Here is a 26,324-nt window from a genome sequence, read left to right as displayed (position 1 = left end):
GCCCTTCCCATTTCTGACCTCTGACCTCTGACCTCTGACTTCTGACCTCTGACCTCTGACCTCTGACACTCACCCCGACCGGCGGCCCCAGCCCTGCGGGCCGGACCCGGACTGGCTGCCGTGGCCGGGCTTCTGCAACACCTCTTGCGCCCGCCGCTGGAACTTCTGCATCTGCTCCCGGAGCGTCGCGTCGCCCCGCTGCATGATCTCCAGCTCGTGCTGAATCTCGGCGCTCAGCCGCTTCAGCTCCGTCTCCTGCCGGGCCATCAGCGCCCGCTCGCGGGCCATCGCCACCTCCATGTCCCGCAGTTGCTTCTCCATCGCCTCCTCGTCCTCCTGCAGTTGCCGGCGGTCGTTCTCCAGCCGCTTCGACTCCTGCGCCAGCCGCGCCGCCTCTTGCTCCAGGTCCTCGGTCCACTCCTCGAGTTCCGTCCGCGTCTTCGGCGTCTTTTGCGGCTCGACGTGGGCGAGCGTCCCGCTGGCGATCTGCTCCTCGATCGAGTGCAGTTGCTCCGTCAGGGCGTCGATCTGCTGCTGCTGGTCGGCGAGCGCCTGGGCGTGCTCCTGCTTGGCCTTCCCGAACGTCTGCTCGTTGTCGCTGGCCTCCTGGAGCAGGTGCTTCATCTCGCCGAGCAGCTGCTTCAGCTCCTTGTTCTCGGCCTTCAGCCGCTGCGTCTCGGCGGACGGCGTGTCGTTCGGGTCCATGCCGTACCCGGGGGCGTAGACCGGGGCCGGGCCGATGCCCATGGCCCCCGCCCGGCGGCCGAACGCCGCCATCTTCGTCTGGAACCCGCTCGGCTCGTCCTCGGGGGCGAGCGGGGCCGGGGTCGTCGTGACGCCGCCCGGCATCCGCAGCTTGCGGAGCATTTGCTCGGTCGAGACCGGGCCGCTGTCCGACCGGTCGGCGTCGTCATCGAATTCCACCGTCCCGGTCGTCCCGTTGAGCGGCGGCGGGGTGGACGAGAGCAAGCGGCGGCGCAACTCGGCGGCGGAAATCGACGGGGACGAATCGGGCGGCAACGAATTCGGGTTCGCCATCCGGGGGAACTCCTTTAAGTCCGCTCTCGTTCATGAGATGCGGCGAATGCAAGCGATCGGGGGCGGAACGGCCGGACCGTGGGCGAGCCGAAAGTTCTGCCGCAACGGAAAGTCTCCGCAAGGAGCGTAGTTCGCCGGGGCATCAAGTCAAGCGAATCGGCGCGGCCGGGGGGATTCTCCGGGTCGGGTGGCGCGGGCGGGGCGAGGGGTCTGAGGTGGGGCAAGAACGTGGTGTCGCTGGCATCCGCGGCCGACCCGCCGGGGTGACGGGCCGAGCGCCACCGCCACCGCCGCCACCGCCACGGGTGGCCCCCCGTGGCGGAATCGCCACTTGGGTTGACGCGACGGGTAGAATGAATATTTGTCCACTTAGTCCGGCAGAGCCGCCGTCTCGCCGCCGGCGCGGGTGGCGAGGGCCGGCATCACGTCCTTGGCGGAGTAGCGGATGAACCGCACGCCGCCGTCGGCGAACGCGAAGTTCGCCCCGCCAGGGTGCAGCGACCAGAAGTGCTCCGTGTCGCAGAAGTTTGTGAGTTGCCCCGGCCCGTACTCGATCGGCCCTTTGCAGCCCGACCGACCGTTGCTCACCATCGACATATATGTAATGCCCGACTCCGAGCCAATGGCGGGACTCCAGCTCGTGTACCAGTTGCCGTCGAGGTACTTGCCCCAGGGCGGCTTCTCGCCGATGAGCAACGTGCCGCTCGTGCCGTCGAGGATTTCCCCGAACCGCACTCCCGTGTCGGCTCGCATGGCCCCCTCGCGGGTCCGGTCTTCGATCATCTTCTGGTAGCTCCCGGCCACGCCGACGTAAGAGCCGTAAGCGGCAGTGAAGCCCTTGTCGTCGGTGATCGGGGCCTGCAACCGCCCGTCGGCCGAGCAGGTGTAAACTTTCACAACGGCGGTTAGCCCGGCGTGGGGCGGGTTGTTGTAGCCGACGTAATCCGCCCGGTGCGAGGCGAGTGTCTGGGCGTGCAAGTTTCCCTGTTCAAGGAACGGCAGGAGATCGACCGGCCAAGTCAGGTGGCAGTTCGGCGAAACCTCGCGGGCCGTGCGGTAGGCCGCGGGCAGGCGGTCGTTCTGGTCGTGGTACATGTGGCAGGCGAGGCCGATCTGCCGGAGATGGTTAGCGCAGACGGTCCGCGCCGCCGCCGCCCGTACGCCCTGGACGGCCGAGAGCAGCAGGCTAATCAGAATACCCATGACCGCGATCACGGTCAGCAACTCGATGAGCGTGAACCCCGGCCTGCGGGTAAACGGCAGGCGCTTCATGGCGACCTCCCTGTTACGAGGAGCGGCACTTCAACACCCTCCGGTTCATCCTCCCCGGCTCGGGCCTGGAACCGCAAACGGATGTTCCGGGTCGAATCGCCCGGCTCGCACGAGACGACGACCCGCACCCGCGCGGGATCATTCGGGGCGGGTTCGATCTTCGTAGCGATCTCTTTCGGCAGGCCATCGGCCGTCACGGTGATCGGTTTCCCATCACGGCGGGCCATGTGGAACTCGGCCGTGTACTCCGCCTTGCCGCCGACGAACCGGGGCAATGAAAGCACGTCCGGCGTGCAGACGTAGGGGCCGATAACTTGCCCGATCACGTCAACCCGATTTGGCGCGCGGGTCTCACCGGTCGCGATCAACTCGAAGTAGCCGTCTATCGGGCCGACGTATCCCGGCTTCGGACGAACCCTCGCGACGGCGATCATATTCCCCGCCGTCTCGTGAACTTGCGGTTCGTGGACACCGGCTTGCGGCGACACGAGTTCCACCGAGAACCGGTCGATATGGGAGACGCGAACGGCCTCGATCCGTCGATCTTTCGCACCGTTGGCGTAGATGAACACATCCCGAACTTCCGTCGATCCTTGAACGATATCCCCAACGATGGCGTCTGAGGGTATGGTGTAGACGCCGCCAAGGACTTGGCTAATGTGGACTTCAAAGCTACCCTCAGGCTGCTTGGGATCATTCGACGCGAACACAATTGCCACTTGCTGGCTCGTTCCTGGTTTCGCGCCGACGGCGATGCGAACCACCACTTCGAATCGAGAATGCGGCGGAATTCGGAGTTGCTCGATTCGCTGGAACTTGCCATCCCGCTCCACTTCGACTCCGGCGCATGAGCAGGATGTTTTGAACGGCCCGACTACTAGTTCGCCGCGCCCGTCGTTCGCCAATACGACTCTGGCAATTGCCGTCGCTCCGAATTTGTGCGGTCCGAGGTCCAAAGTGGATGGATAGTGCAGCGCGGGTGGTTGCATAGAATTGGCTCGCACCAGCGAGAACGTGGTCAGCCCCACAGCAATCGCCGCAAGAATCGCGAGGATTCGTCCCAGCCAGTCGATGCGATCATTTGCGATGTCCACGTTCAGGCTCTCTATACTTCGCTGGTGTTGCCCGATGCTCGTCTGCGACGCAGCCAGAGGGCAGCCATGCAAATTACGAACATCAAAAGTGAGCCGTAAAGCAGATACTGATTGAGCGTCCATGGTTCGGATGCGGTCGGCTGACCTGTGAGAACATCACTCCGTTCGGGCGGTAACGTAACCGTTATTCGTTGTTTGGTTGACCCGACGCCCTTCCAATCTGGCCCAACAGGCCCGGATGTCCCGCGAGTTAAGTCTTGCAATTCGGTGCCAAGCGGAATAGATGGAAGTACAAAGATCGACTCAGGGATCCTTTGATTTACTTGGATATCGGTCAACTCAAGCGTGTTATGTCGAATAACTTCGTTGTCTCGATACGCCTTTGTGTCATTCTTGACTGGAACAATGACTCCGGCAGTCACTTCGAGAAATTCAACGACTTCGACGATAACTCGATCGTTCGGATGGGTTATCTCATAATATTCAAATTTACAAATAAGATAGTTGCGGCCGATGTCGTGCCACACTTTGCGGACAATCGTGCGTTCGTATTTATTTTTATGCTGGTACTCAATTAGAATGCAATCTCTTCCACCAATAGATACTCGACTCAATTTTGCCAACTTCTCGATTTGGTCGAGAACTTTGTCGTAGTTACATCGACTAGTATCGGGATCGTAATGGTCGATAAGCATCGCGAGCCACACGTCACCTGGATAGGACATTTTGGCTTCAGATTCGAGAAACGCACCGTACTGAATTCTTTTATCCACCCAAAGGCGGGTGACGGATCGGGCTTGTCCATTTTGTAGAAGCAAATCGACCGTGCTAATGCCTTCGTTGCCATCCTTGATCGACACAGCATTACCGTTCCGGGCGTACTTTCCACTCGCCAGAACTTGTTTAATGGGCATCGTTTGTCGCATTACATATGCGCAACTGAATTGACGAATCGACTGGCGGGCCATGCGATGGGCTATCCGTACTTGTTCAAACAATTTATCGTTATCGCTCGACCAACAAGCGTCGGCACTGGTAAGTGCGAGTATGATAGTGAAAATTATAGTTTTAATCATCTTAAGGCCTTGTCGGCTCAATGTTATCGAATTTGGGTGGTTGAACTCAAATTGAGAGATACTCAACGCTGCTTGGGCGAGATTGGTAATTCTACTTGCACAAAACATGGGTCATCAAACAGTTGTTACCCGTGGCTCGCCAACGCAGTAACCGGTACAATTTTTGTTAGTCCCGTATTTTTTAGCATCATCGGTGCAGGTACTTGATGCTGACACGCTAAAACATGTGCTATAATTTTGAGGAAGTGTGTTTCCTCGGCACTGGCTAGTAACGTTGCAGGTACCATTCTGCTGTTGCAGAGCATTGCAGTCTCCGAAGGTACCGCAAGCAGAATTTTGATAAGTAGTCCCAGTCGCGGGTGGCGACGTGTAAGCCGCGAACACTCCGATAGCTGCCGCGAATGAGAACATTCCGACCAGACGTTGAGTTGTCCGACTCATAGCATCCCTCCTGTTGAAGAGTCACCAAACTGACCGCCGACCGACAAGGCCGCCGGTTACTTCACGTCGGCGGAGAGCCGAATCGTGAATGCCTTCCGCGGGGTTGGCTCGGCTGTGGTAGCCTCGGCCGAGAGCAACAACCCGCCGGTATAAGTGGGGTCTTTTTGAAAGTCGAGAACAAGGGTTCCGGCCACGGACTGATTGGCCGCGACCCGCTTCTCGGGGAGGATCACGTGCAAGCAATCGCAACTGGTCACGACAGGCCCGAGTTCGACGGGCGATTCACTCGGGTTGTGCAACCGGAAGGGCAACTCGAACCGCTCGCCGTGGCCGATACTACCAACCGGATAAGAGGACGACGGGGGAGCGAAAAGGGTGACAGTCAACGGGGCAAGCCCCGGATTTGGTGGTGAGGGCGGGTCAGTTCGTGGTTGGCAAGCCGACCCGAGTAACGCAAAGGGGACCAACGTTAACAACTGCCAGCGAGCGGGGCCACTCCTAGCTGCTCGCTGCTTGCGGTTAAAGTGGACACGGGATACCTCGGGAGAGGCCGTGTTGGGCGAGCAAGCAGATGGTATCTTCTTGACAGGCAGCCTGTCAACAAAATTTCTGACGATTTCTTGATATTATTCGCCGACACCGTTTCGTAACTATTCGCCGCGCGGCCGTTCGTGTGCATTTCTCGACCCCGTTGGCGTTTACGTCAATTATCGTCCACACCGTCCGCACCACGACGACCGCCAACGAAAAGCGGCCGACGGGAAGTCCCGTCGGCCGCAGGGTTGTCACGTCGCGAATCGGGTCAGATGCCGCCCTCGCCGTTGATGCCGACGAACACCCACAGGGCCTTCGTCTTGATCGCCGAGCTGTACCCGGACCACAGCACACCGCCGCTGGCCCGCGCGTTCGTCGCCTGCAGGATTTGCCACACCGTCAGGATGCTGTCGTCCTGCACCCCGAACGCCGCCCCGCTCGTGCCGATGTTGAAGTAGTCGTTCTTCACGCCGGTCGTGCTGACGTTGAACCCGTAGGACGCGGCGTAGCTGCCGCCCGCCCAGTCCGTGTCCGTCACGTACACGGCGAACACCGTCGCCAGCACGTTCGCCTGCAGCTGCTTCGTCGAGTCGGCGGCCAGCGCCTTCATGTAGTCGGCGACCTCCCAGTTCTTCTTCCCGGCCATGTTGTTCGACCCCGTGCCGGAGCCGTACACGTTCGGGAAGTTCGACGCCAGCCAGTTGCCGAGGGCCGTGCTGTTCACGCTGCCGTTCATCTTCTTGATGAGCGCCTGGCCGACGGTCCCCTTCCAGAAGTTGACCGTCGCCGTGTCCCCGTCCATGACGAGGTTGCCCTTGAAGTTGCCGACGTTCACGCTCGACACGGACTGGCCGCTGGTGACGTTCATGTCCGCGTCGTCGGTCGTGCGGACCCACCCGGACTGGCAGACTTCGCGAATCTGGATCGCCCCCGGCGTGATCCCGGAGATGCTGTAGTACCCGCTCGAGTCCGTCAGGTCCGACGGCTCGTTCGTGTCCCACACCTCGTCGCCGTCCAGGTCCACGAAGATCCGCCAGTTGGACAGGCCCTTCTCGTCGTCGGCCGTGCCCAGGCAGTTGTCCAGGCCGTCCTTGTCCCACTCGCCGTCGGCGTTCTTGTCGTCGTACTTGTACCCGCTGACGGTCGCCTTCTGGTAGTTGCCGAAGTTCTCGTTCGTCTCGTTCTCCCCGGCCGTCAGGGTCACCGTGCCGGGGGCCTTGCTCTGGAACCACCCGGCCTTGAGGACCTCCCGCACGCTGTAGCTGCCGGCCGGGACGTTGTTGAACCGGTAGAACCCGTTCGCGTCCGTCACGGTGGCCAGCTCGCCGGCGTCCTTGACGTTGTTGTTGTTGGCGTCCACGTAGATCGTCCAGTCCTTGAGGCCCGGCTCGCCGGCGTCCCACACGCCGTCCGCGTCCTTGTCCAGCCACTTGTACCCGCTGATCGTGCCGGGGTTCGTGCCGCAGGCGTGCTCGCCGCCGTTGTCCGCGCTCTCCAGCCGGCCCTGCGGCGTGTAGAAGATGTTGCTGCCGGCCGGCCCGAGCTTGTCGATCGCGTCGCCGCACACCAGGTCCACCTGGTAGAAGCAGTTCGGCACGCGGATCGTCAGCGAGTGCGTGCCCGGCCCGAACTCGCCCTGCGCGAGGTCGTCGATCCGCTGCAGGTGGGCCGTGTTCGCGTTGAAGTACGGCTCCGGCGCGGTGTAGCTGACGAACGACACCAGGTGCGTCTGCCCGGCCGGCACGTTCACCTTGAACGTCGCGGTGATGAGGTCGCCCTCCCGCGTGTTGCCCCGCAGGTCGGTGACCGTCCGCGTCGTCCCGTCCGTGCTGACGATGGTGAACGACAGGTTCGTGATCGTGTCTTCCTCGCACTTCTCCGCGTTCGCGAAGTCGTACCCGCCGAGCACCTGGCCGGACGCGATGGTGATCGCGTAGTAGTCGGCCGTCGCCGGGCCGGTCCGGACGTACCCGGCCGGGACGACCTCGCGGACGATGTACGTCCCCGGCGTCAGCCCGGTGAACTGGTAGCCGCCGTCCGCGGCCGTGACCGTGGCGTGCTCGCCGGCGTCCTTCACCCCGTCGTTGTCGGCGTCGATGTAGATCGTGACGCCGGCCATCGGCGTGTCGGCCGGGCTGTGCGTCCCGGCGACGAGGTTCAGCCCGTTCCCGCTCGCGTCCAGGAACTTCTTCCCCTTGATCGTGCCGTCCTTGTCCGTGATCCCGAACCAGTTGGCCGGGTCGTTGTCCGTGACCGCCGGGCCGCCGCCGACCGGCGTGCCGGTGACGGTCGCGTTGTTCGTGTGCTGGCCTTCCGTCACGACGATCGGGCCGTAGGTGTACTTCCACGCCTCGCCCACGTCGAGCACGTTGTCCTTGTCCGCGTCGCCGACGTTGAACCCGCCGGCCAGCACCGGGGTCGGGTTGAAGTCGTCGCTCGGGTCGTTCGGCGTCTGGTTGTCGTCCGTGACGACGACGTTCGCCAGCGGCGTCGCGCCGGGGTTGGTGACGACGAACGTGAACAGCACGTACTCGCCGGTCTGCAGCACCAGGCCCGTCGGGGCGTCGGCGTCGCTGCCGGGGTTACCGGGCGTCGGGTCGGTGACCGACCCGGTGTCGGACGACAGGTCGGCCCCGCGCTCGTTCTCCGCGGCCAGCTCGTTCTTGATCGACTCGACCAGGCTCGGGTTCGCGTAGGCGGACTGCACCTTCGCGATCACCTGGGCGGTCGTGAACTTGTACTCGACCGTCGGGTGGGCCGAGTTCAACAAGGCCGCGACCGCGTGCCGGCCGAGGGCGTTGAACCCGCCGCCGCCGGTCTGCAGGGCTTGCAGCAGCGTCGGGTTGTCCGGGTCGGAGACGCCGAACACCGTGTTGAAGCTGTTCGCCGGCGCGTACCCGGTCGGCCCCCACGTCGGGAAGTGGTGCGTCTGCTTCCAGTAGCCGGGGGTCAGCCCCTCGCCGCCGGTGACCGTCACCTCCTTGACGTACTTCTCGATGTTGATCTTCGCCGTCGGGTTCTTGTAGTGGCTGAGGTCCGAGTCCGGGTCCGCGTTCGGGGCGGTGACCGTCGCCTTGTTCTCGTAAGTCCCCGGCTGGACCTTCTTGACCGTCAGCTTCTCGATCTTGAACCGGTCCTCCGGCGACGTGTCGGTCGTGTCCGCGGCGATGACGAGGACGTTCCCGGCCACGTTCCCGGCGTTCAGGTCGGCGAGCCGCGCCCCGGTCAGCGTCGTCAGGTTGACCTCGGTGAACCCGAGGCCGGCCAGGACGGCGTCGCTGAGGACGGTGTGGTTGTTGAAGGCGTCCGGCAGCGTGCCGATCCAGACGGTCAGGTCGCTGTCGTTGACGACGTACCCGAGGAACGCGGAATCGACGACGACGGTCTCGGAGAACTCGAACAGGACGTAGTTGTCGCGGCCGACGTTATCGACCGTGTGCGTGTCGTTCGCGCCGGTCCCCTCGATGCCGTCGGTCACGCCGAGGCCGCCGGCGTACGCGCCGAGGTAGGCGGTTTCCCACGCCCCGGTCGCCTTGTCGCGGCTGAACGCGGACACGTTCACGCCGACGCCGCCGACGGTATAGTTGCGGATGTTGCCGACCGCGCCGCTGGTCGCGGAGCTGCCGGAGAAGTCCACGGTGCTCGCCCCGCCCGGCGTCGCCAGGTTCTGGACGATCCCGCTGGCCGTGTACGTCCACTCCTCGCCCGGTTCGAGCAAGTTGTCCGCGTCGCCGGTGAGGTAGGCCGCGAACGTGATCTTCCCGTTCGCGATCGACAGGTCGTCGCTCGTGGCGGCCGTGCCGTTGTCGTCCACGAGCGTGATGTCGGCCTTGTCGAACGGGACGGTCCCGGTGTTCTTCACCTTGTACGTCCAGGTGACGACCGTGCCGGGCGTGAGGACCGGCACGCCGGGGCCGTTCGCCGCGTCCTCGTTGTCGTAGTCCGAATCGACCGGGTTGCCGTTCGGCGACCCGTCGGTCGTCTTCTCCACGTCGATCCGCGGCGTCAGCCCGAAGTAGTTGTCCGGGTTGTCGTCCGTGACCGGGATGTTGCTGATGCTCCCCTTGCCGGCCACGACGGCGTTGTTCGTGTACTGCCCGGCGACGGCCAGCCCGCCGGCCGCCGTGTACGTCCACGTCTCCGTCGGGTCGAGCAGCTTGTTGCCGTTCGCGTCGCCGCTGACGTAGGTGGGGAAGAAGTCGTCGGAGGTAACGCCCGGCGTGCCGGCGTCGTCCACGACGACGACGTTCGCGATCGGCTCGTTCGCGCCGACGGCGGTGACGGTGTACGTCCACGTGATCGGCGTGCCGACCGGCACGAGCAGGCCGGGGGCGGTGTCGTTGTCCGTGCTGTTCGTGAGCTTGACGATGTTGATCGTCGGCGTCGCCCCGAAGTGGTGGTCGAGGTCGGTGTCCGTGACGGTGTTGGTCCCGTCGTTCTTGTCCTTGCCGGTGACGGTCGCGTAGTTGACGTACTGCCCGGCCGTGGCGATCCGGGCGGCCGTCAGCGTCGCGGACGCGCCGGACGCGAGGTTCGCGATCGTACCGACGACGAAGTCGTCGGCCGTGTTCCCCTGCGTGCCGTTGTCATCGACGACCTCCACGTCCGTGAGCGGGGCGTTGCCGGTGTTCGTGACGATGTACGTGAACGTGACCGTGCTGCCGACCGGCACGACCGGCCCGGTCGGGTTGTTGTTGTCCGTGCCGTTGGTCAGCTTCACCAGCTCGATGGCGATCGTGTAGTACCCGGCGTCCACGGTCAGGTTGGTCTCGCCGGACGCGAGCGTGTACGTCCCGGTCATGCCGGTGGCGACGAGCGCGTCGCTGTCCTTCGCGTCGTTCGCCCCCACGTCGGTCGGCGAGCGGAACAGGCCGGGGAGCGTCGGGAACTGGACGGAGTACGTGCCGGGGGTGAGGCCGGGGAACAGGTACAGGCCGTTCGCGTCGGTCGTCGTCGTGGCGATGACCGCGCCGCCGGCGTCCTTCAGGTTGACCGTGACGTTCGGGATGCCGAGTTCGCCGGCGTCCTGGACGCCGTTGGCGTTCTTGTCGCTCCACACGAAGTCGCCGAGGGCGGCGAGCTTGTAGTACCCGAAGTCGCGGGTGAGGTCCTCGGTCCCGCCGGGGAGGAAGGCGGTGGTCGTCGGGGACTCGTTGCTATCCACGTCGGTGCCGAACGGGACGGGCACGAACGCGGCGGTCGGCGACGCCTTGTCGTACCCGGTCGGCAGGGCGGTTTGGATTTTGACCGTGTACGCGCCCGGCTTGAGGCCGTCGAACAGGTACAGGCCGTCCGCGTCCGTGGTGTCCGTCCCGACAAGGTTGTCGTTGGCGTCGTACAGTTTCAGCTCGACGCCGCCGATGCCCGGCTCGCCGGCGTCCTGCCGGCCGTTGGCGTTCACGTCGTGCCAGACGAAGTTGCCGACCCGGACGGTCTTGTAGAACCCGAAGTCGAGGGTGAGGTCTTGCGACCCGCCGGGCAGGGCGGCCGGCGTGGTGCCGGTCGGCGACGGGTTGCTGTCCAGGGCCGGGTTGCCGCCCGCGCCCGTGGGGCTGGCGAGGTAGCCGACCAGCGCGCCGGCCCCGGCGAAGTTACCCGCATCGACCGCGACGGTGTACGTGCCGGGGACGAGGTTGTCGAACAGGTAGCCGCCGTTCCCGGCCGTCGTGGTCTTGAGGGTGACGGCCGCCCCCGCCCCGGTCGTGCCGGTGAGCGTGAGGGTGACGCCGTTGATGCCGGGCTCGCCGCCGTCTTGGATGCCGTTGGCGTTCGTGTCGTCCCACACGAAGTCGCCGACCTTGACGAGCTGGTAGTACCCGGCGTCCACGGTCAGGTCCGTCTGCCCGGACACGAGGGTGTAGTTGCCGGTGACGCCGAGGGTGAGGTCGTCGGCGTCGCTGTCGGTGGCGTCGTTGCCGACGTTCGCCCCCGTGCGGACGAAGCCGGGGAGGGTCGGGAACGACACCTGGTACGTGCCGGGGACGAGGTCCGGGAACAGGTACTTCCCGTCGGCGTCGGTCGTCGTGGTCCCGGTGACGAAGTTCCCCTGGCCGTCCGTGCCGGTGAGGTTGACCGGCACGCCGGGGATGCCGGGCTCGCCGCCGTCCTGCTGGCCGTTGGCGTTCAGGTCGTTCCAGACGAAGTCGCCGAGGGCGGCGAACTGGTAGAACCCGAAGTCGAGCGTCCGGTCTTCCGCACCGCTCGGCAGGAACGCCGGGGTCGTTCCGGTCGGCGTCGGGTTGCTGTCCTTGGCGGTGTTGCCGCCGGCCAGCGGGATCGTCGCGATGTACCCGCCGCCGGGGTTCGTGACCGCGACGGTGTACGTGCCGGGGGCGAGGTTGTCGAACAGGTACAGGCCGTCGGCGTCGGTGGTCGTGTTCTTGGCGACGGGGTTGCCGTTCACGTCAGTCCCGGTCAAGTCCAACCGCACCCCCGCGATGCCGGGTTCGCCGGCGTCCTGGTCGCCGTCGGCGTTCAGGTCGTCCCAGACGAAATCGCCGACCCGCACCGGCAGGTAGCCGAAGTAGTTGTCCGGGTTGTCGTCGGTGACCGGGATGTTGCTCGTGTTCCCGGCCCCGGTGACGACGGCGTTGTTCGTGTACTGCCCGGCGACGGCGATCCCGCCGGTCTTCGAGTAGGTCCACGTCTCGGTCGGGTCGAGCAAGTTATCGTTGTTCGCGTCGCCGCCGAGGAAGGTGGGGGCGAAGTCGTCGGCCGCGTTCCCCGGCGTGCCGTTGTCGTCGGTGACGACGACGTTCTTGACCGGCTCGTTGCCGGGGTTGGTCACGGCGTACGTCCACGCGACCGGGCCGCCGACCGGGACGAACAGGCCGGGGGCGGTATCGTTGTCCGTGCCGTTGGTGAGCTTGACGATGTTGATCTTCGGCTTCGGCGGGGCGGTCACGTCCGTGAACGCGTTGAACCCGAGGCTGCCCGCGCCGTTGAGCACGAGCGTCGCCTGCACGAAAATCGAGTACGGCGTCGCGTTCCGGTTGAACGACGTGCTGATCGTGGAATTGTAGGCCCCCGGCGCGAACGGCCCGGCCGGGCCGGGGGTGACGCTGCCCGCCGGGATGGTCGTGGTCGGCGTGTCGAACGGCGAGAGGTTGTCCGGGTTCGCGTGGCTTTGGAACGTCACGCTGCTGCCGGCCTGCGCGCTCAACGTCCCGCCGATCTGGGTCTGGAGCGTCAGCGGGTTGGAATCGACCGACGGGACGTTGTAGTCCGTGTCCGCGGCCGTCATGAGGAGCGTGCCGCCGGCCGTCGAGGACATCGAGAACGTGTTGAAGTCCATCTCCCCGGCGTTCGTGTTCGGCGTCAACGGCTTGGTCTGCACGGCCGTGACGTTGAAGTTGAACGTCCCGTAGGAGCCGATGAATTGCACGTTCCCGAGGACCGGGCTGCCGTCGCCGGGGCCGTTGTCAACGAGCGTCAGCGGCGCGAACCCGGCTTGTTCGAGCCGCAGCATGAACGCCGGGTTCCACCGGTCCTCCAGCCGTTCGACGTGCAGCCGGCGGGCCGGCGTCGGCTTCCGAGGGGTGCGGAATTTCTTGAGCGCGGATTTCCAGTTGGGCGTCATGGCGAGGAATCCTGGTGGATGGGAGGAAGAATGGAAAACGAGCGGTTCGCACGAATGCCGGCGAACGGCCCGCTCGATAACTCGGGGAGGTCGTTTTCGAGGCCGCAGGTTCCGGCCGCGTCGCGGCCGGCCGGCTCGAACTCACAAACGTGCGCCTCGTCGTCCAGCCGTTGTCGGGTCGCCTCGCGTCGAATCCGGTTGTCACTACCGTGCGTAATACGCACGCCCTACTTTTGCCGTCCTTGCTCAACATGCGGGCGGTCGCGAATCAGCTGTGCCTACTACGAAGACACTCCGACCATGAGATAGGCGATAATTTAATCCGATTGTAGCAATTTTCCAGTACAGCAATACCGGCAAGACGTGTAAGTAATATGATCGTTCACAGCGTCAGGAAATTGCTTACGCAGAATTTTCATCCAGAGTCGGAAATTTCTTACAAAGAATTAGGAACTTTCCTGGACTTCGACTCGTTTAAAACTGTACGCATTGGTCCGATTGGTCGGTTATTTCTGCCGATCCCGCCTTTTGGACGGCTCGGGCCTCTGATAGGTTTTACCGTCCCTCACCCTCCGGAGGTGGTTCTCTCCCGCGATTGCAAGGCGTGCCCGACCCCCGATTGGATTCCCCTCGGTCCCGGCCCGCCGGATTTTGGATTCTCTCCCGTGACGTTCATCGTGCGAAAACTCCAGGAGAATTGCCCACCATGCCCACGACCGCGACCCTCGAACGTGACCCTGCCCGCGTCAAGTCCCCGGAAGCCGCCCACCGCGTCGCCCGCGTCCTGATCGTCGATGACCACCCGGCCACCCGCGACGGCCTCGCCGGCCGGCTCGTGCTCGAGCCGGACATGGACCCCTGCGGCGAGGCGGCCGACCTGCCGGAAGCCATCAAACTCGTTGCCGAACTCGAACCGGATGTCATTATCGTGGACCTCGGCTTGAAGCGGGGCGACGGCCTCGACCTCATCAGCCGGCTGCGGGACCGCGGCTGCACGGCGAAGATACTCGTCTGGTCCTGGCGGAGCGAGTCCCTGTACGCCGAGCGGTCCCTGCGGGCCGGGGCGTCCGGGTACATCAGCAAGGACGAGGCGACCTCGAACATCGTCGGCGCGATCCGCCGCATCCTCTCGGGCGAGGTGTTCCTCAGCCCGCACATGATGAACACCATTGTCCGCCGCAACGTCGCCGGCCTCGACCGGGACGTGAACCCGGACTCGCTGGAGGAGCTGTCGAACCGCGAGTTGGAGGTGTTCCAACTGACCGGCCAGGGCCTCGACACGACGAAGGTGGCCGACCGGCTGCGGGTCAGCCCGAAGACGGTCGAGACGTACAAGGCCCGGATCAAGGAGAAGTTGGGGCTGGAGTCGGGCGGCGAGATGCTCTTCCGCGCCATGCGGTGGGTGATCGAGAACCAGTGACGGTTCGACGTTCGGGTGCGGAAAAGGGGTCGGGAGTCTTTTCGCGGCGAAAAGACTCCCGACCCCTTTTCCGCACCCGAACGTTCACGATGCCGCACGCAGGTTTAATTCGCCCGGACCGCGGCCGTGTCGCCCGCCGCCTCGCCGGCCTCGTCCGGGGCGACCATCCACTCCTCGATCTCGACCGCCACGCCCTGCTTGAGCATCTGCACCTCCACGAACACCGTCACCCGGTTCCCGCGGCGGAGCACCTTCCCCCGAATCCCGGCCAGCGGGCCGTGGACGATCTTGATCGGCGCGCCCGGAACCAACGGCGTCTCCGGGCCGAAGGGCGACTCGCACGTCATCACCCGGTACACCGCCTCCAGCTCCCCGCGGAGGTGCGCCGTCGCCGGGATGCAGTTCGCGATCTGGTTCGTCCCCAGGGCCGTGCCGCGGTCGTCCTCCGTGCCGCGGAGGAACATGTACCCGGCGAACAGCGGCAGGTGCGACGTGAGGACGCGGCCGCCCGCCCGCCGCTTGTTCTCGTAGGTCGGCAGGAAGAACGGGACCTGGTGGGCGAACAAGGACCGGGCGATCGCCTTCTCGGCCCGCGGCTTGGTGTGCAGCACCCACCACTTCACGCCCGCCGGGTCCGCCGCGGCGAACAGGTCGGTCGGGAAGTGGCACGGTTCCGGCGGGAGCAACGGCATCGGTACGTCCTCAACACCCAAAATCGGTCCGGGAACTCCACTTTCCCGGAACACGGGATTCTAGCACGCGTTCCCGCCGGCCGCGTCGCCCGGCCCGGCCCCGGACTTGAGCGAACGTCGGGAGATTCCGGAAATCGGCCGGCAAACTGTAACGATTAAAGTCGTCGTGCCGCGGATTCCGAATGGAGAAACACGTCTTGCTCCCGCCGGATTCAGGAGTCACGAATGACCACCCTTGCCACGCGGACCACCGGGTTCCTCGCGCTCTTGGTCGCGGCCGCCGCCGGGTGTACGCACGCCCCGCACCGCCCGATTCCTTCATTTCCGATGCCGCGGGAGCTGGAAAAGGTCGGCCACCCGACGTACCGGGTCGAGCCGCCGGACATCCTGGAGATCAACTCGCTCCAGACGATCCCGCTGCCGCCGTACAAGATTCGGCCGCTGGACACGCTGGCGATCCGCGTTCCGGAGGCGGCCATCCTGGACGCGACCAACCCGATCGAGGGGCTGTACCCGGTTGACCCGGAGGGGGCGGTGAGCCTCGGCGACGTGTACGGGAAGGTGACGGTCCTGGGGATGACGCTGCCGGAGGCGAAGGCGGCGGTGAAGAAGGTCGTCGAGCAGAAGCTGAAGGAGCCGAAGGTAGACGTGGAGCTGGCCGACAGCCGGGCGACGCAGCAGATCCGCGGCCGCCACCTGATCCGGCCGGACGGCACGATCAGCCTCGGCGAGTACGGCAGCGTGTTCGTCACCGGGATGACGATCGAGGAGACGAAGAAGGCGATCGAGGACCACCTGCGGCAGTTCCTCAAGGACCCGGCGGTGACGGTGGACGTGCTCGCGTACAACAGCAAGGTCTATTACGTCATCATGGACGGCGGCGGGAGCGGGCAGCAGCTCTACCGGCTCCCGGCGACCGGCAACGAGACGGTGCTGGACGCGCTCTGCCAGGTGAGCGGCCTCGGCCCGGTGTCCGACCCGCGGCGGATCTGGATTTCCCGCCCCGGCACGGACGGGAACGAGTCGGTCCTGCCGATCGACTGGCAGGGGCTGACGCAGCTCGGCCAGGTGCGGACGAACTACCAGGTGCTGCCCGGCGACCGCATCTTCGTGCAGGCGTACCCGCTCGTCTCGTTCGACACGCAGTTGGCCCGCGTCATCACCCCGATCGAACGGCTGTTCGGCGTGACGCTGCTCGGCAACGGAACGGTGCGGGCCTTCCGGAATCAAGGCGGCAACCAAGGCGGGTTCGGCGGCGGGTTCGGGTTCTAACCCACCCCGCGGGGTTCGCGGGCGGGGCGATCCGTGTTAGGATGACGGTCCCGCCCGTGTCCATTCCAGGAGATGACTCGTGCGATACATCCTTGCGTCCCTGGCGGCCGCGGCCCTGTGCGGGGCGGTTGCCGCCCAGGCCCCGAACCGGCCGTTCGGCCCGGCGGCGCGGCCGACGTACAGCCCGTACCTGAACCTGCTCCGGGGCGGGAACTCGACGACGTTCAACTACTACGGGCTGGTCCGCCCGGAGCAGGACGCCCGGCGGGCCGCGCAGAACTTGCAGGGGCAAATCTTCCAGAACCGGCAGAGCATCGAGAACCAGGCCGCCGCGACGACGGAGCTGCCGGGGACGGGGGACAAAACGGTGGGCTTCCTGAACACCGGCGGGTACTTCATGAACCTCAGCCCGCAGGGGACGACCGGCGGGGCCGGCGGGGCCGGGTTCGGCACGCTCGGCGGCGCGACCGGCGGTCGGCCGGGCACGGCCGGGGGCGGCCGGGCCGCACCGCCGCCGCCGCGGGCCGGTCGGCGGTAGCGAAACGGCGAGTACTGGGTACCGGGTACCGGGTACTCAGTACCCAGTCGGTCGGCTCGAAAGCGACCCTGGCCGGTTAACGCCACGGCCGCGGCGGGGGGGGGACACCCCTCCCCCCGCCGCGGCCGTCGTCGTCCCAACGCCCCACTTCCGCCCGGCACGCGCCCAACTTCTCCAGTACGCGACCCCGTTCCCCTGCGCGGGTCTACTTCCCCTGCACGAGCTTGGTCAGCGCGTCGTAGTCGGCCCACTCGAGCTTGTGCAGGTCCTTCTTCGACAGCTCCAACTCGCGGGCCTTCCGCATCGCCCGCATCGCCTCGGCCAGGTTCCCCTGCTTGTGGTACGCCTGTGCGAGGTGGAAGTAGAGTTCCGGCCGTGCCCCGGAGGCGATGGCGTGCGTGAGGTCGGTGACCGCCTGTTGCGGGTCGCCGGTCGCCAGCCGGACGACGCCTTGCGTGTCGATCAGGTTCGCGTCCGGCCCGCGGACGGCGATCGCCTTGCCCACGAACTCCAGCGCCTCGTCCCGCTTCTTCTCGTGGAGGGCGAGCAGCCACGCGACGTTGTTCAGCGCCAGCGTGTTCGCCGGGTTGGTCTGCAGGATGTCCCGGTACATCCGGATCGCGTCCGCGTACTGGCCCTGGGCGTCCCGGAGGTCGGCGAACGACACCGGGATGTCCTTGGACATCGGCTTCGCCTGGCGGGCCCGTTGGATGATCTCCTCCGCCTGCGCGAAGTGGGCGGCCGTCGGCTCCCCGAGCCGGACGACGGCGACGGCCACGCGGGCGACCACGTCCGGGTCGATCTTGGCGACCGCGTCCGCGCACAGCTTCAGCGCCTCGTCCACCTTGTTCTGGTGGCGGGCCAGGAACTCCGCCAGTATCAGGGCGGCCGCCGGCGTCTTCGGCTCGACGGCCGCCACGTACTCGCGGATCAACCCCTCGGCCTCGGCCGTCGCCTTCAACTCGGCCAGCAGCAGCCCGACCCGGCGGAACACGTCCGGGTCCTTGCGCTTGGCGAAGTCGTCCCGCGCGTACCCCTTGAGCTTGGCCGCGGCCTCGGCCGGCCGGCCGCGGGCGGCGTCGATCCGGGCCTGCAGCTCCAGGATCAACAGGCCGGCGTCCTTCTCCCGCCCCTTGAGCCTCTCCAGCCACTTCTCGGCCGCGGGCACCTCGTCGTGCTGCAACAGGCTGCGGGCGTAGTGGTAGACGTACAGCGGGTTGTCGGTCGCCTTCTTGGACAACAGCGACACGAACCGGTCGCTCGCCTTCGCCCACTCGCCGTCGGACTCCAGCAACCGGGCCAGCAGGAACTCCTCACCCGGCGACGGCGGCATGCGGACGAACATCGCCTCCAGGTCCTTGATCGCCTGCCGGCGGCCGCCCGGCCGGTTGGCCTGGACGAGCGCCCGGACGCGGAGGTCGGTCGGGTCGTTCGGGGTTTCCAGCAGGTTCGCCTCGAGCAGGGCGAGGGCCTTCTCGCCGCGGGCGTAGTCGCCGCCGGCGGCGAGCGTCACGGCGAGCATCCGCCGCGCCCACCGGCGGTTGGCCGGGTCGGCGGACTGGAGTTGTTGAAGGATCGGCTCGGCCTTCGCGGCCTCCCCGCCGTTCAGGTAGAACGTCGCCAGGTTCCGCCGGGCCTCCGGCCGCTCGCCGGTCTCCTTCACGGCCAGCAGGTAGTGCTTCTCGGCCTCGGCCCGGTCTTTGACCACCTCGTAGCAGGTCGCCAGGGCGGTCGCCTTCTTGTCGGCCGGCAGGGCCGTGGTCGCGTTCCCGATCTCCGCCTTGGCGTCGGCGGCGCGGTCGGCCCGGGCCAGGAAGAAGACGAGCGACACCCACGCCTCCGGGGCGGCCGGGGCGAGGGCGACGGCCCGGCGGTGGGCCGCCTCGGCGTCCGCCGGGCGGCCCAGGGACGCGAGCAGCCCGCCGCGGACGAGGTGGTTGCGGTAGTCGGTCGAGTCCTTCGGCAGCGACCGCTCCACCCGGGCGAGCAGGTCCTCCCGCGACTCGCCGAGGTTCGCCGCGGTCAAGGCGTCGAGCCGGTCGATCGCGTCCGTCTGGGCCGCCGTCTTCCGCCGCAGCCCGTCGAGCAGCTGCCGGGCGTCGTCGTACCGCCGGCGGGCGAGCAGCAGGTTCGCGGTATTCGCCACCACGTTTTCCCGCTGGGCCCCGGCCTGGATGGCCCGCGTGTAGTGCTGGATGGCGTCGTCGATCCTCCCCTCGGCCTCGTCGATCTCGCCCTCGAGCAGGGCCGGCAGGTACCACTCCGGCCGCCGCTTCACGACCTCGGCCAGCCGGGTGCGGGCGTGCCGGAGGGTCTCGGGCTTCGCGTCGCCGCGGTACTGTTGCCAGGCGGCCCACGCCTCGACGAACCGCCACGTCGCGCCGTCCTCGCCCTCGGCCTCGGCCATCTTCTTGGCGAGGTCGCCGAGTTCCGGCACGTTCCCCTTCGGCAGGAGCAGCTCGAACAACTGGAACAGCAACCCGAGGTCGCGGGGCTTGCGGGCCAGGACCGGCCGCAGCACCCGCTCGGCGTCCGCCGGGGCGCTCGCGTACCGGTACGCCCCGACCAGCCCGACCGCGAGCCGGTCCCGGTCCGCCTCGGGGAACGCGTCGGCCCCTTGTTCGAGCTGCCGCAGGGCGGGCAGGTCGAACGGCGGCTTGCGGAGGAGCAGGTTGGCCCGCGCCAGCCGGAGGCCGACCTGGTCGTCCACGACCGGTTGGGCCTGGTCGAGTAGGGCCAGCCCGTCCTTCACGTCCGGCTTCGCGGACGCGAGGTACGCCCACGCCCGGTAGTCCTTCGGGTCCTTCGCCCGCAGGGCTTCCAGCATCTTCAGCGCCTCGTCGTACTTTTCCTTCCGCCCGGAGAAGGCCGCGGACTGGGCGGCGACCTGTGCGGCGAGGAGCTGGTACTCGGTCGTCTCCTTGAGCCGCGGCGGGGCCTTCGCGAGGGCGGCCTCGGCCCCGGCCGGGTCCCGCCGCGCCAGCTCGAGCCGCGCGACGACCAGCGCGAACTGGCCGCTCCGCGGGATGAGCGACTCGTAAACGTCGCGGGCTTGATCGGTCTTGCCGGTGGCCGCCAGCGCCTGGGCGTGGGCCGCCCGTGCCATCACGTCCGTCGGGTCGGTCTTCAGCGCCAGCTCGGTCGCCTTCAGCTGTAGGTCCGGCTTGCCGAGCCGGGCGTAGCAGTCGGCCAGCAGCAGTTCCGTCCGCCCGGCCATGACCGGGGTGCGGGCGAAGCTCGTCCGGCAGCGGAGCAGCTTCTCCTCCGCCTTGACCGCCAGCCCGTCGGCCAGGAACAGCCGGGCCTCCAGGTAGTCGATGAACTCGGTATCGACGCTCTCCCCCTTGAGCCGGTCCGTCAGCTTCCGGGCCTCAACGGCCTCGTTCGCGTCCAGGAGCAGCTCGGCGACCGGGAACGTGAATCTCGACTGGGCCGTCAGCTTCGGGACGATCCGTTGCACGAACGCGACGGCCTCGGCCCGCTTCCCGCGGGCGAGTTCCAGCCGGGCGGACAGCATGTAAAACTCGACCTCGTCCGGGTACGCCTTGAGGCCGGCCTCCAGCGCCTGCCGGGCGGCCGCGTCGTTCCGCTCGGCCATGGCCAGGTCGGCGGTCACGAGGAGCACGTCCTTGTCGCCGTGCGCCAACTCCGCGGGGAGGGCGGCGAGGTTCCGGCGGGCGGTCTCGAGCTGCCCTTGCCCCTTGTAGTACCCGACGGCCGCCAGCCGGACCCGCGTGGACGCCGGGTTCGCCCGGAGCATCTCCTCGATCGCCTTGTCGGCCTCGGCGGCCTTCCCGTTCCGGCGGCGGACCCGCGCCAGCTCCTGGTACGGCTCGACCCGCGCCGGGTCGATGGCCGCCGCCTTCGCGTACATCTTCTCCGCCTCGTCCGCCCGCCCGAGCCGCTCGTCGCAGTATCCGAGGAGGACGAACAACTCCCCCTCCTGCGGCTGGTCCTTGACCGCCGCCTCCAGGTGGACCTTCGCCTCGCCGAACTGGGCGATCTCCATGGCGAGTTCGGCCGCCCGCCGGCGGAGGTTCATCTGGTCGGCCGCGGTCGCCGCGAGGTGGGGGTTCTCGGCCTTCTGGTCCCGCTCGGCGGCGAGGGCCGGGTCGTCGCGGAGCGCCTGCTCGACGCCGGGGTGGTCGCGGAACAGCTTCTCGATGGCGAGGTACGCCTGCTCCTTTTCCTTGTAGTGCTTGGCCCGCCCCCCGAGGATCGCCACGAACCGCGCCCGCGCCGCCGCGTCCTCCGGCCGGAGCGTCAGGTAGTGGTTGAGGTACTTCATCGCGGCCGGCACGTCCGGCTTCTCGCCCAGCTGCGCCTTCTTGGCCTGGGCGAGCAAGTACCCGGCGTTCCGCTTGACCTGGTAGCCGTGCAGGACGTTCGACGTGACCGCGACGACCGCCAGGATGGCGACCATCACCCCGAGGAATCGAAAGTTGATCTGGCGATTCATGGCCGCCTCCCGAGTACCGCGCGGTGTCGAACAATTCGACGGGGACGCATCGCCCCCTGGGCGCGTCGCCGTTCCGATGGGAGTAAATTACCTGGGTTCGCAACCGGTTTCTTGTCAGGCGATCCGCTACAGTTCCTGTAAGTTCGCACTATTCCGGGGGCGGCTGAAATCGCCGTGCAGATAAAGTGAATCCGATCTCATCGTTTTCCGCTGTGGTTGAACGGCTTCGGCGTTTACCTAGCACAACGGTGTAAATTTCCGGATTCAGAATTCGGGGGAAACTTCCCGGTTTTGTCCCCCGTCTGAACTGCAGTTCTGGAGTGTCGAATAACCCGATTGTGTCGGTTGCTTCGGCTTGACCGGTCAGGAAGGCTGATCTATTCCATGCAACAGAGATGGTCGGAACGTCGAGTGCCCTCCTGTCTCACTCCCGGTCCGAAGCGAGCCGCCGTACCCTCAAGCGGTTCCATCCATAGGTCTGACCCAATTGGTCTCCCGCCGATTGCGAATGACCGGTTTCTCGGCGGTATTGGTCGCCCGATCCACGGGCCTTTCTCGAACTTGTTGCTATTGCGAACGATCCGTCCGTAATCGACCAACGTTGACCGGCCGTGTTGACCACGGCCGGCGGTGTGGTTTTGTCCGCTTGTGTTGGTTAGCGGTTGCGGAACGGCCGGTCGCGGTAGGAATTGTTGTGGAGTGACTGCACCATGTCGAACCGTGCCCGCATTGCGAAGTTGTTCCGGACGTTCGGCCTTCAGAATCAAACCAACTCGGCCGCCCGAACCCCCCGGTCACTCCTGTTGGAAGCGCTCGAAGCCCGCGAAGTTCCCGCGACCGCCAATCTTTTAAGCACCGACGCCGCGACCCAGGGCAACTGGCAAGGGCAGTATGGTGATGACGGTCAGGCCCTCGCCGGGGCGACGCCGGCGACCCCCGGCTACGTGCAATTCGCGATCGGCGGCCAATCGACGACGACCTGGATGCCGACCACGTCGGACGCCCGCGCCCTGACGCTACCGGGCAGCGACGCCCGCACGGCCCAGGCGTGGACCGGCAAGACGCTGACGTTCGACCTGAAGGTGACGGACGGCAAGACGCACGCCGTCGCGCTGCACGCGGTGGACTTCGACGGCAAGGGCCGCACCCAGCGGGTGGAGGTCCGGGACGCCGACAACGGGATGAAGCTGCTCAGCAGCCGGGTCGTGTCCGGGTTCACCGGCGGCCAGTACCTGAACTACTCGGTCGCCGGGAGCGTGCAGTTCCGGGTGACGGCCCTGTCCGGCCCGGGCGCGGCCGTCAGCGGCGTGTTCTTCGACACCCCGGCCCGCCAGCCGCAGGACCCGGCCGCCCTGGCCGGCGTCGTGTTCGACAAGACGACCGGCCCGAACTGGCAAGGCGTCTACGGCCGGGAGGGGCAGGTCCTGCCGGCCGGCCCGGCGACCTACCCGGCGTACGCGCAGGTGACCGCCCCGGCGTGGGCCGGGCCGACGGTGACGATGGACGTGAACCTGACGGACGGGAAGAAGCACAAGGTGTCCGTGTACGCGGTGGACGAGGGGAACCTGGGCCGCCGCCAGCGGGTGGAGCTGATCGACGCCGTGTCGAACCGGGTGTTGAGCAGCCAGGTGATGTCCAACTTCGGCAACGGGCAAATCCTCAGCTACACCGTCTCCGGGAGCGTGCGGCTCCGGGTGACGGCGGTGTCCGGCCCGGACGCGACGGTGGCGGGCCTGTTCTTCGATCAGACCTCGACGAAGCCGACGAAGCCGACGAAGCCGAGTAAGGACCCGGTCAGCCCGCCGGCGATCCCGCCGGTGGTCGTCAGCCCGCCGGTCTCGCCGCCGGTTAGCCCGCCGGTGAGTCCGCCGGTGTCGCCGCCGGTGTCGCCGCCGGTTAGCCCCCCAGTCAGCCCGCCGGTGTCCAATCCTGCCACCGCCACGTTCCTGGGCTATGACGTCAAGACGGTCGGCAATTGGAAGGGCGTGTACGGCCAAGAAGGTTTCAGCTTAGTTACCGAGTCGCCCCAGTTGCCTAGTTCCGCCGAGGTGACAGTATCGGACGCATCGACGTGGGTGCTTAATCAGCCAATTACTGACACCCGCGCACTTTTGACGGCCGACGGTCAAGGCCGCGTCTCGGCGGGCTGGATCGGCGCGGCCATAACGATCGACGTGAAGTTCACCGACGGTAAAGCCCACGTGGTGAGCCTTTACGCCCTCGACTTGAACGGCAATCAGCGAGTTCAGACGGTCGAAGCGTTAGACGCCACGACCGGTGCGGTCCTCGACACACGCACCGTCTCGGGGTTCGAGTGGGGCACGTATTCGGACTACGTGATTAGCGGTCACATCCGGTTTCGCGTGACGGACGCGTCCGGCGGTAAGGGGGCCGTCATATCTGGCGTCTTTATCGACCCCGAAGCCGCCGTCCTCCCCCCCGCGAACGCCCCCGCCGCCCCGACATCTCCGACCAGTCCGCCGCTCGGGTCGCCGGCGTCGGGTCCCGCCGGTGCGCCCGTCTCGAGCGGTGGGGCCGTCGTCATCACCGACGACTGGATCGTGACCCCTTACGCGGCGATCCCGAACTTCGGCGGCCGCCCGACGATCGTGGCTACCCAGTCGGGGGCGTGGTCGGATCCGACCACTTGGGGCGGCCGATTACCCGTCGCGGGGGACATCGTCGCGATCGGGGCGGGGGTGACGGTGACGCTCGACCACGTCAACGACGCGAAGCTCGACACGGTCGCCGTCCGGGCCGGGGGTACGCTGGCCTTCCGACCGGACGTGAGCACGCGGCTCCGGGTGACCAACCTTGTGGTGCTGCCCGACGGTACGCTGACCGTCGGCACGGCGGCCGCGCCAGTGCTAGCCACCGCCAAGGCCGAAGTCATCATTAACAACGTCCCCTTCGACACCACGAAGGATCCGGAACAGTTCGGGCACGGGTTGATCGCCCTCGGGAACGTCTCCATCCGCGGCGCGGACCGATCGACCGAATGGGTCCGGCTCGCGGCCGAAGCAAAGGCCGGGAGTACGACCCTCACGCTCGAGAGTCCGGTCGCCGGGTGGCGGGTGGGCGACCGCATCCTGCTGCCCGACAGTCGTCAATTGAACAGCGACACTCGGCCCGACACGGGCACGTATGCGTCGCAAGACGAGCGGCCCACCATTGCGGCGATATCGGCCGACGGCCGGACGTTGAGCCTTACGGCCCCGTTAGCCTTCGACCACCTGGGGGCCCGGGACGGCGACGGGAAGTTGGACTTCCTCCCGCACGTGGGGGTTACCACGCACAACGTCTTGGTCCGTTCCGAAAACTCGCTCGGCACCCGCGGGTACACGTACTTCACGATGCGGGCCAACGTGGACATTCAGAACGCGCAGTTCGCCGGCCTCGGCCGATCCCAGATCGCGACCTGGGACAGCACCACGTACGACGCGAACGGGGCGGTCGCGCATGTGGGGTCGAACCAGCGGGGGCGATACTCGGTGACGTTCGATCACTTGCTCGGTCCGACGACGCCCCAGGCGAACGGTTACCAGTTCACGTTCGACGGGAACTCGGTCATCTGCCCGGTGGACCCCATGCCATTCCGGTGGGGGATCGCCCTGACGGACAGCAGCTTCGGGCTCATCCAGAACAACGTCCTGTGGAACTGGGCCGGGGCCGGGATCATGGCCGAGGCGGGGACAGAAGTGCAGAACGTCATCGCCCACAACTTCGTCGTGAACATTACCGGCGCGGGAACGGAACGGGCCCTGGACCGCGGGTGGCGTGACGTGGGCCACGAGGGGTCGGGCCTTTGGTTCCGAGGGCCGGACAACGTCGTCGTGGACAACGTCGTGTCGCACGCTCAGTACGGCTACTCCTATTACATGCACGGGGCCGACGGGATCGCCGTCCCCGCCTTCCAAGGGGCCAACCCGGCGGCCGGCGAGTTCGTCCGGGCGAACGCCACGAACACGCCCGTGCGGGAGTTCGCTCGCAACGAGTCGTACGGGGCCATGCGCGTCGGCGTCACGTTCTGGTCGCTGGGCACCGACTACACGGCCCCGTGGGCGGACGCGCGGGAGAGCGTGGTCAAGGACTTCCGGGCTTGGGGCATCTACTACACCGGGTACTACGGCTACGAGACGAACCGGCTCACGTTCGACGGCTACGTCTTCCGCGGGGACTGGGCGAGCTTGGCCCGGTACGGCACCGGCCCGGCCGGGATTTACTCCGGGGATTATTTCCAGAAGGACTTCCTGGTCAAGAACAGCGACATCCAGGGCGCGAACGGTGGTTGGGCACCCTCGACCCGGTCCGCCGGGTCGCAAACGATCCAAGACAGCTACCTGCGGAATTACACGAACATTACGTTGGAGCACCTCTGGATGGCGGGGGCCAGTGCGGACTATGTGGGGTCGCGGCAGGTCGTCGTCCGGAACGTCCGGTTCGATCAGCTGCCCATTCCGTCCTTCGACAAGCCGCAGGCGAACATTGTGATGCTCGACACGGTCCAAGACGTGGTCAACCTGGTCCAACGGGATCAACTGTTCGTCTACGATTACAACGGACAGGCCGGGAACAACTTCCGCGTTTACTATGCGGGTCAGCACGCCGCGGCGATTGTACCGCAGAGTATTCTCAATACCGACGGCTCGAAGCGCATTTCCGGCGCGCCGGTCGCGGGCCTCACGAACGCCCAGGCGTGGGCCGAATACGGCCTCGCGGTCGCCGGTGAGGTCGCGCCCCTCACCTCGACGGTCCGGCCGCTCATCGCGGGCCTGGTCGCACCGCTGTAACGGCCGTTGCACGCCAGCCAGAAATGGTACCGGGCGTGGGGGGGGGCGGGGGGGGGTCCGCGGCCCCCCCCCCCCCCCCACCCGGCCCCCCAACCCAAGACCCCCCCCCCGGAAAAAGC

General features: G+C 66.6%; 11 protein-coding genes. 4 read left to right on the top strand and 7 right to left on the bottom strand.

Annotated features, from left to right (window positions below):
* Positions 1-69 precede the first annotated feature (69 nt).
* The 5 genes from AC5JJ2_RS01815 to AC5JJ2_RS01795 all read right to left on the bottom strand — a co-directional run bounded on the left by AC5JJ2_RS01815 (position 70) and on the right by AC5JJ2_RS01795 (position 13,034).
* Positions 70-1,038 carry a hypothetical protein gene (locus AC5JJ2_RS01815; RefSeq protein WP_495856258.1) on the bottom strand — a complete coding sequence of 323 codons (969 nt, stop codon included), beginning with the start codon at positions 1,036-1,038 and terminating at the stop codon, positions 70-72.
* Positions 1,039-1,407: 369 nt separating this feature from the next.
* Positions 1,408-2,310 (bottom strand): DUF1559 family PulG-like putative transporter, encoded by a 903-nt coding sequence (locus tag AC5JJ2_RS01810; protein ID WP_495856257.1) that lies wholly within the window; start codon positions 2,308-2,310, stop codon positions 1,408-1,410.
* Positions 2,307-3,404 carry a hypothetical protein gene (locus AC5JJ2_RS01805; RefSeq protein WP_495856256.1) on the bottom strand — a complete coding sequence of 366 codons (1,098 nt, stop codon included), beginning with the start codon at positions 3,402-3,404 and terminating at the stop codon, positions 2,307-2,309. The genes AC5JJ2_RS01810 and AC5JJ2_RS01805 overlap by 4 nt, the downstream gene beginning before the upstream one ends.
* An 11-nt stretch (positions 3,405-3,415) precedes the next feature.
* Positions 3,416-4,372 (bottom strand): hypothetical protein, encoded by a 957-nt coding sequence (locus tag AC5JJ2_RS01800; protein WP_495856255.1) that lies wholly within the window; start codon positions 4,370-4,372, stop codon positions 3,416-3,418.
* Positions 4,373-5,723: 1,351 nt separating this feature from the next.
* The gene (locus AC5JJ2_RS01795) at positions 5,724-13,034 is read right to left on the bottom strand and encodes an SdrD B-like domain-containing protein (protein WP_495856254.1); all 7,311 of its coding nucleotides are present in this window, start codon (positions 13,032-13,034) and stop codon (positions 5,724-5,726) included.
* A 706-nt stretch (positions 13,035-13,740) separates the two neighbouring features.
* Between AC5JJ2_RS01795 and AC5JJ2_RS01790 the strand changes: the two genes are divergently transcribed.
* Positions 13,741-14,454: a response regulator transcription factor gene (locus AC5JJ2_RS01790; protein ID WP_495856253.1), complete on the top strand. Its 714-nt coding sequence runs from the start codon at positions 13,741-13,743 to the stop codon at positions 14,452-14,454.
* A 104-nt stretch (positions 14,455-14,558) separates the two neighbouring features.
* Here the strand turns inward: AC5JJ2_RS01790 and nusG are convergent, their stop codons facing one another.
* Positions 14,559-15,146 (bottom strand): transcription termination/antitermination protein NusG, encoded by a 588-nt coding sequence (nusG, locus tag AC5JJ2_RS01785; RefSeq protein WP_495856252.1) that lies wholly within the window; start codon positions 15,144-15,146, stop codon positions 14,559-14,561.
* Between the two features lie 225 nt (positions 15,147-15,371).
* Between nusG and AC5JJ2_RS01780 the strand changes: the two genes are divergently transcribed.
* Both AC5JJ2_RS01780 and AC5JJ2_RS01775 read left to right on the top strand, forming a co-directional pair.
* Positions 15,372-16,418: a polysaccharide biosynthesis/export family protein gene (locus AC5JJ2_RS01780; RefSeq protein ID WP_495856251.1), complete on the top strand. Its 1,047-nt coding sequence runs from the start codon at positions 15,372-15,374 to the stop codon at positions 16,416-16,418.
* A gap of 79 nt (positions 16,419-16,497) precedes the next feature.
* The gene (locus AC5JJ2_RS01775; protein WP_495856250.1) at positions 16,498-16,956 is read left to right on the top strand and encodes a hypothetical protein; all 459 of its coding nucleotides are present in this window, start codon (positions 16,498-16,500) and stop codon (positions 16,954-16,956) included.
* A 205-nt stretch (positions 16,957-17,161) separates the two neighbouring features.
* On the opposite strand, the gene AC5JJ2_RS01770 is transcribed toward AC5JJ2_RS01775, so the two are convergent.
* The gene (locus tag AC5JJ2_RS01770; protein ID WP_495856249.1) at positions 17,162-21,415 is read right to left on the bottom strand and encodes a tetratricopeptide repeat protein; all 4,254 of its coding nucleotides are present in this window, start codon (positions 21,413-21,415) and stop codon (positions 17,162-17,164) included.
* 710 nt (positions 21,416-22,125) lie between these two features.
* On the opposite strand from AC5JJ2_RS01770, the gene AC5JJ2_RS01765 reads away from it, so the two are divergent.
* Positions 22,126-26,205 (top strand): G8 domain-containing protein, encoded by a 4,080-nt coding sequence (locus tag AC5JJ2_RS01765; RefSeq protein WP_495856248.1) that lies wholly within the window; start codon positions 22,126-22,128, stop codon positions 26,203-26,205.
* Positions 26,206-26,324 lie beyond the last annotated feature (119 nt).

Source organism: Limnoglobus sp. (genome assembly GCF_059499385.1).
Note: the sequence above shows the minus strand (reverse complement) of the source record. Positions and strands in the feature narration are given on the sequence as shown.

Bases quoted from the DNA above. Each gene is read 5' to 3' on its own strand.
- AC5JJ2_RS01765 (WP_495856248.1), top strand. From the start codon at position 22,126: ATGTCGAACCGTGCCCGCATTGCGAAGTTGTTCCGGACGTTCGGCCTT.
- AC5JJ2_RS01795 (WP_495856254.1), bottom strand. From the start codon at position 13,034: ATGACGCCCAACTGGAAATCCGCGCTCAAGAAATTCCGCACCCCTCGG.
- AC5JJ2_RS01800 (WP_495856255.1), bottom strand. From the start codon at position 4,372: ATGGCCCGCCAGTCGATTCGTCAATTCAGTTGCGCATATGTAATGCGA.
- AC5JJ2_RS01780 (WP_495856251.1), top strand. From the start codon at position 15,372: ATGACCACCCTTGCCACGCGGACCACCGGGTTCCTCGCGCTCTTGGTC.
- nusG (WP_495856252.1), bottom strand. From the start codon at position 15,146: ATGCCGTTGCTCCCGCCGGAACCGTGCCACTTCCCGACCGACCTGTTC.
- AC5JJ2_RS01815 (WP_495856258.1), bottom strand. From the start codon at position 1,038: ATGGCGAACCCGAATTCGTTGCCGCCCGATTCGTCCCCGTCGATTTCC.
- AC5JJ2_RS01770 (WP_495856249.1), bottom strand. From the start codon at position 21,415: ATGAATCGCCAGATCAACTTTCGATTCCTCGGGGTGATGGTCGCCATC.
- AC5JJ2_RS01790 (WP_495856253.1), top strand. From the start codon at position 13,741: ATGCCCACGACCGCGACCCTCGAACGTGACCCTGCCCGCGTCAAGTCC.
- AC5JJ2_RS01810 (WP_495856257.1), bottom strand. From the start codon at position 2,310: ATGAAGCGCCTGCCGTTTACCCGCAGGCCGGGGTTCACGCTCATCGAG.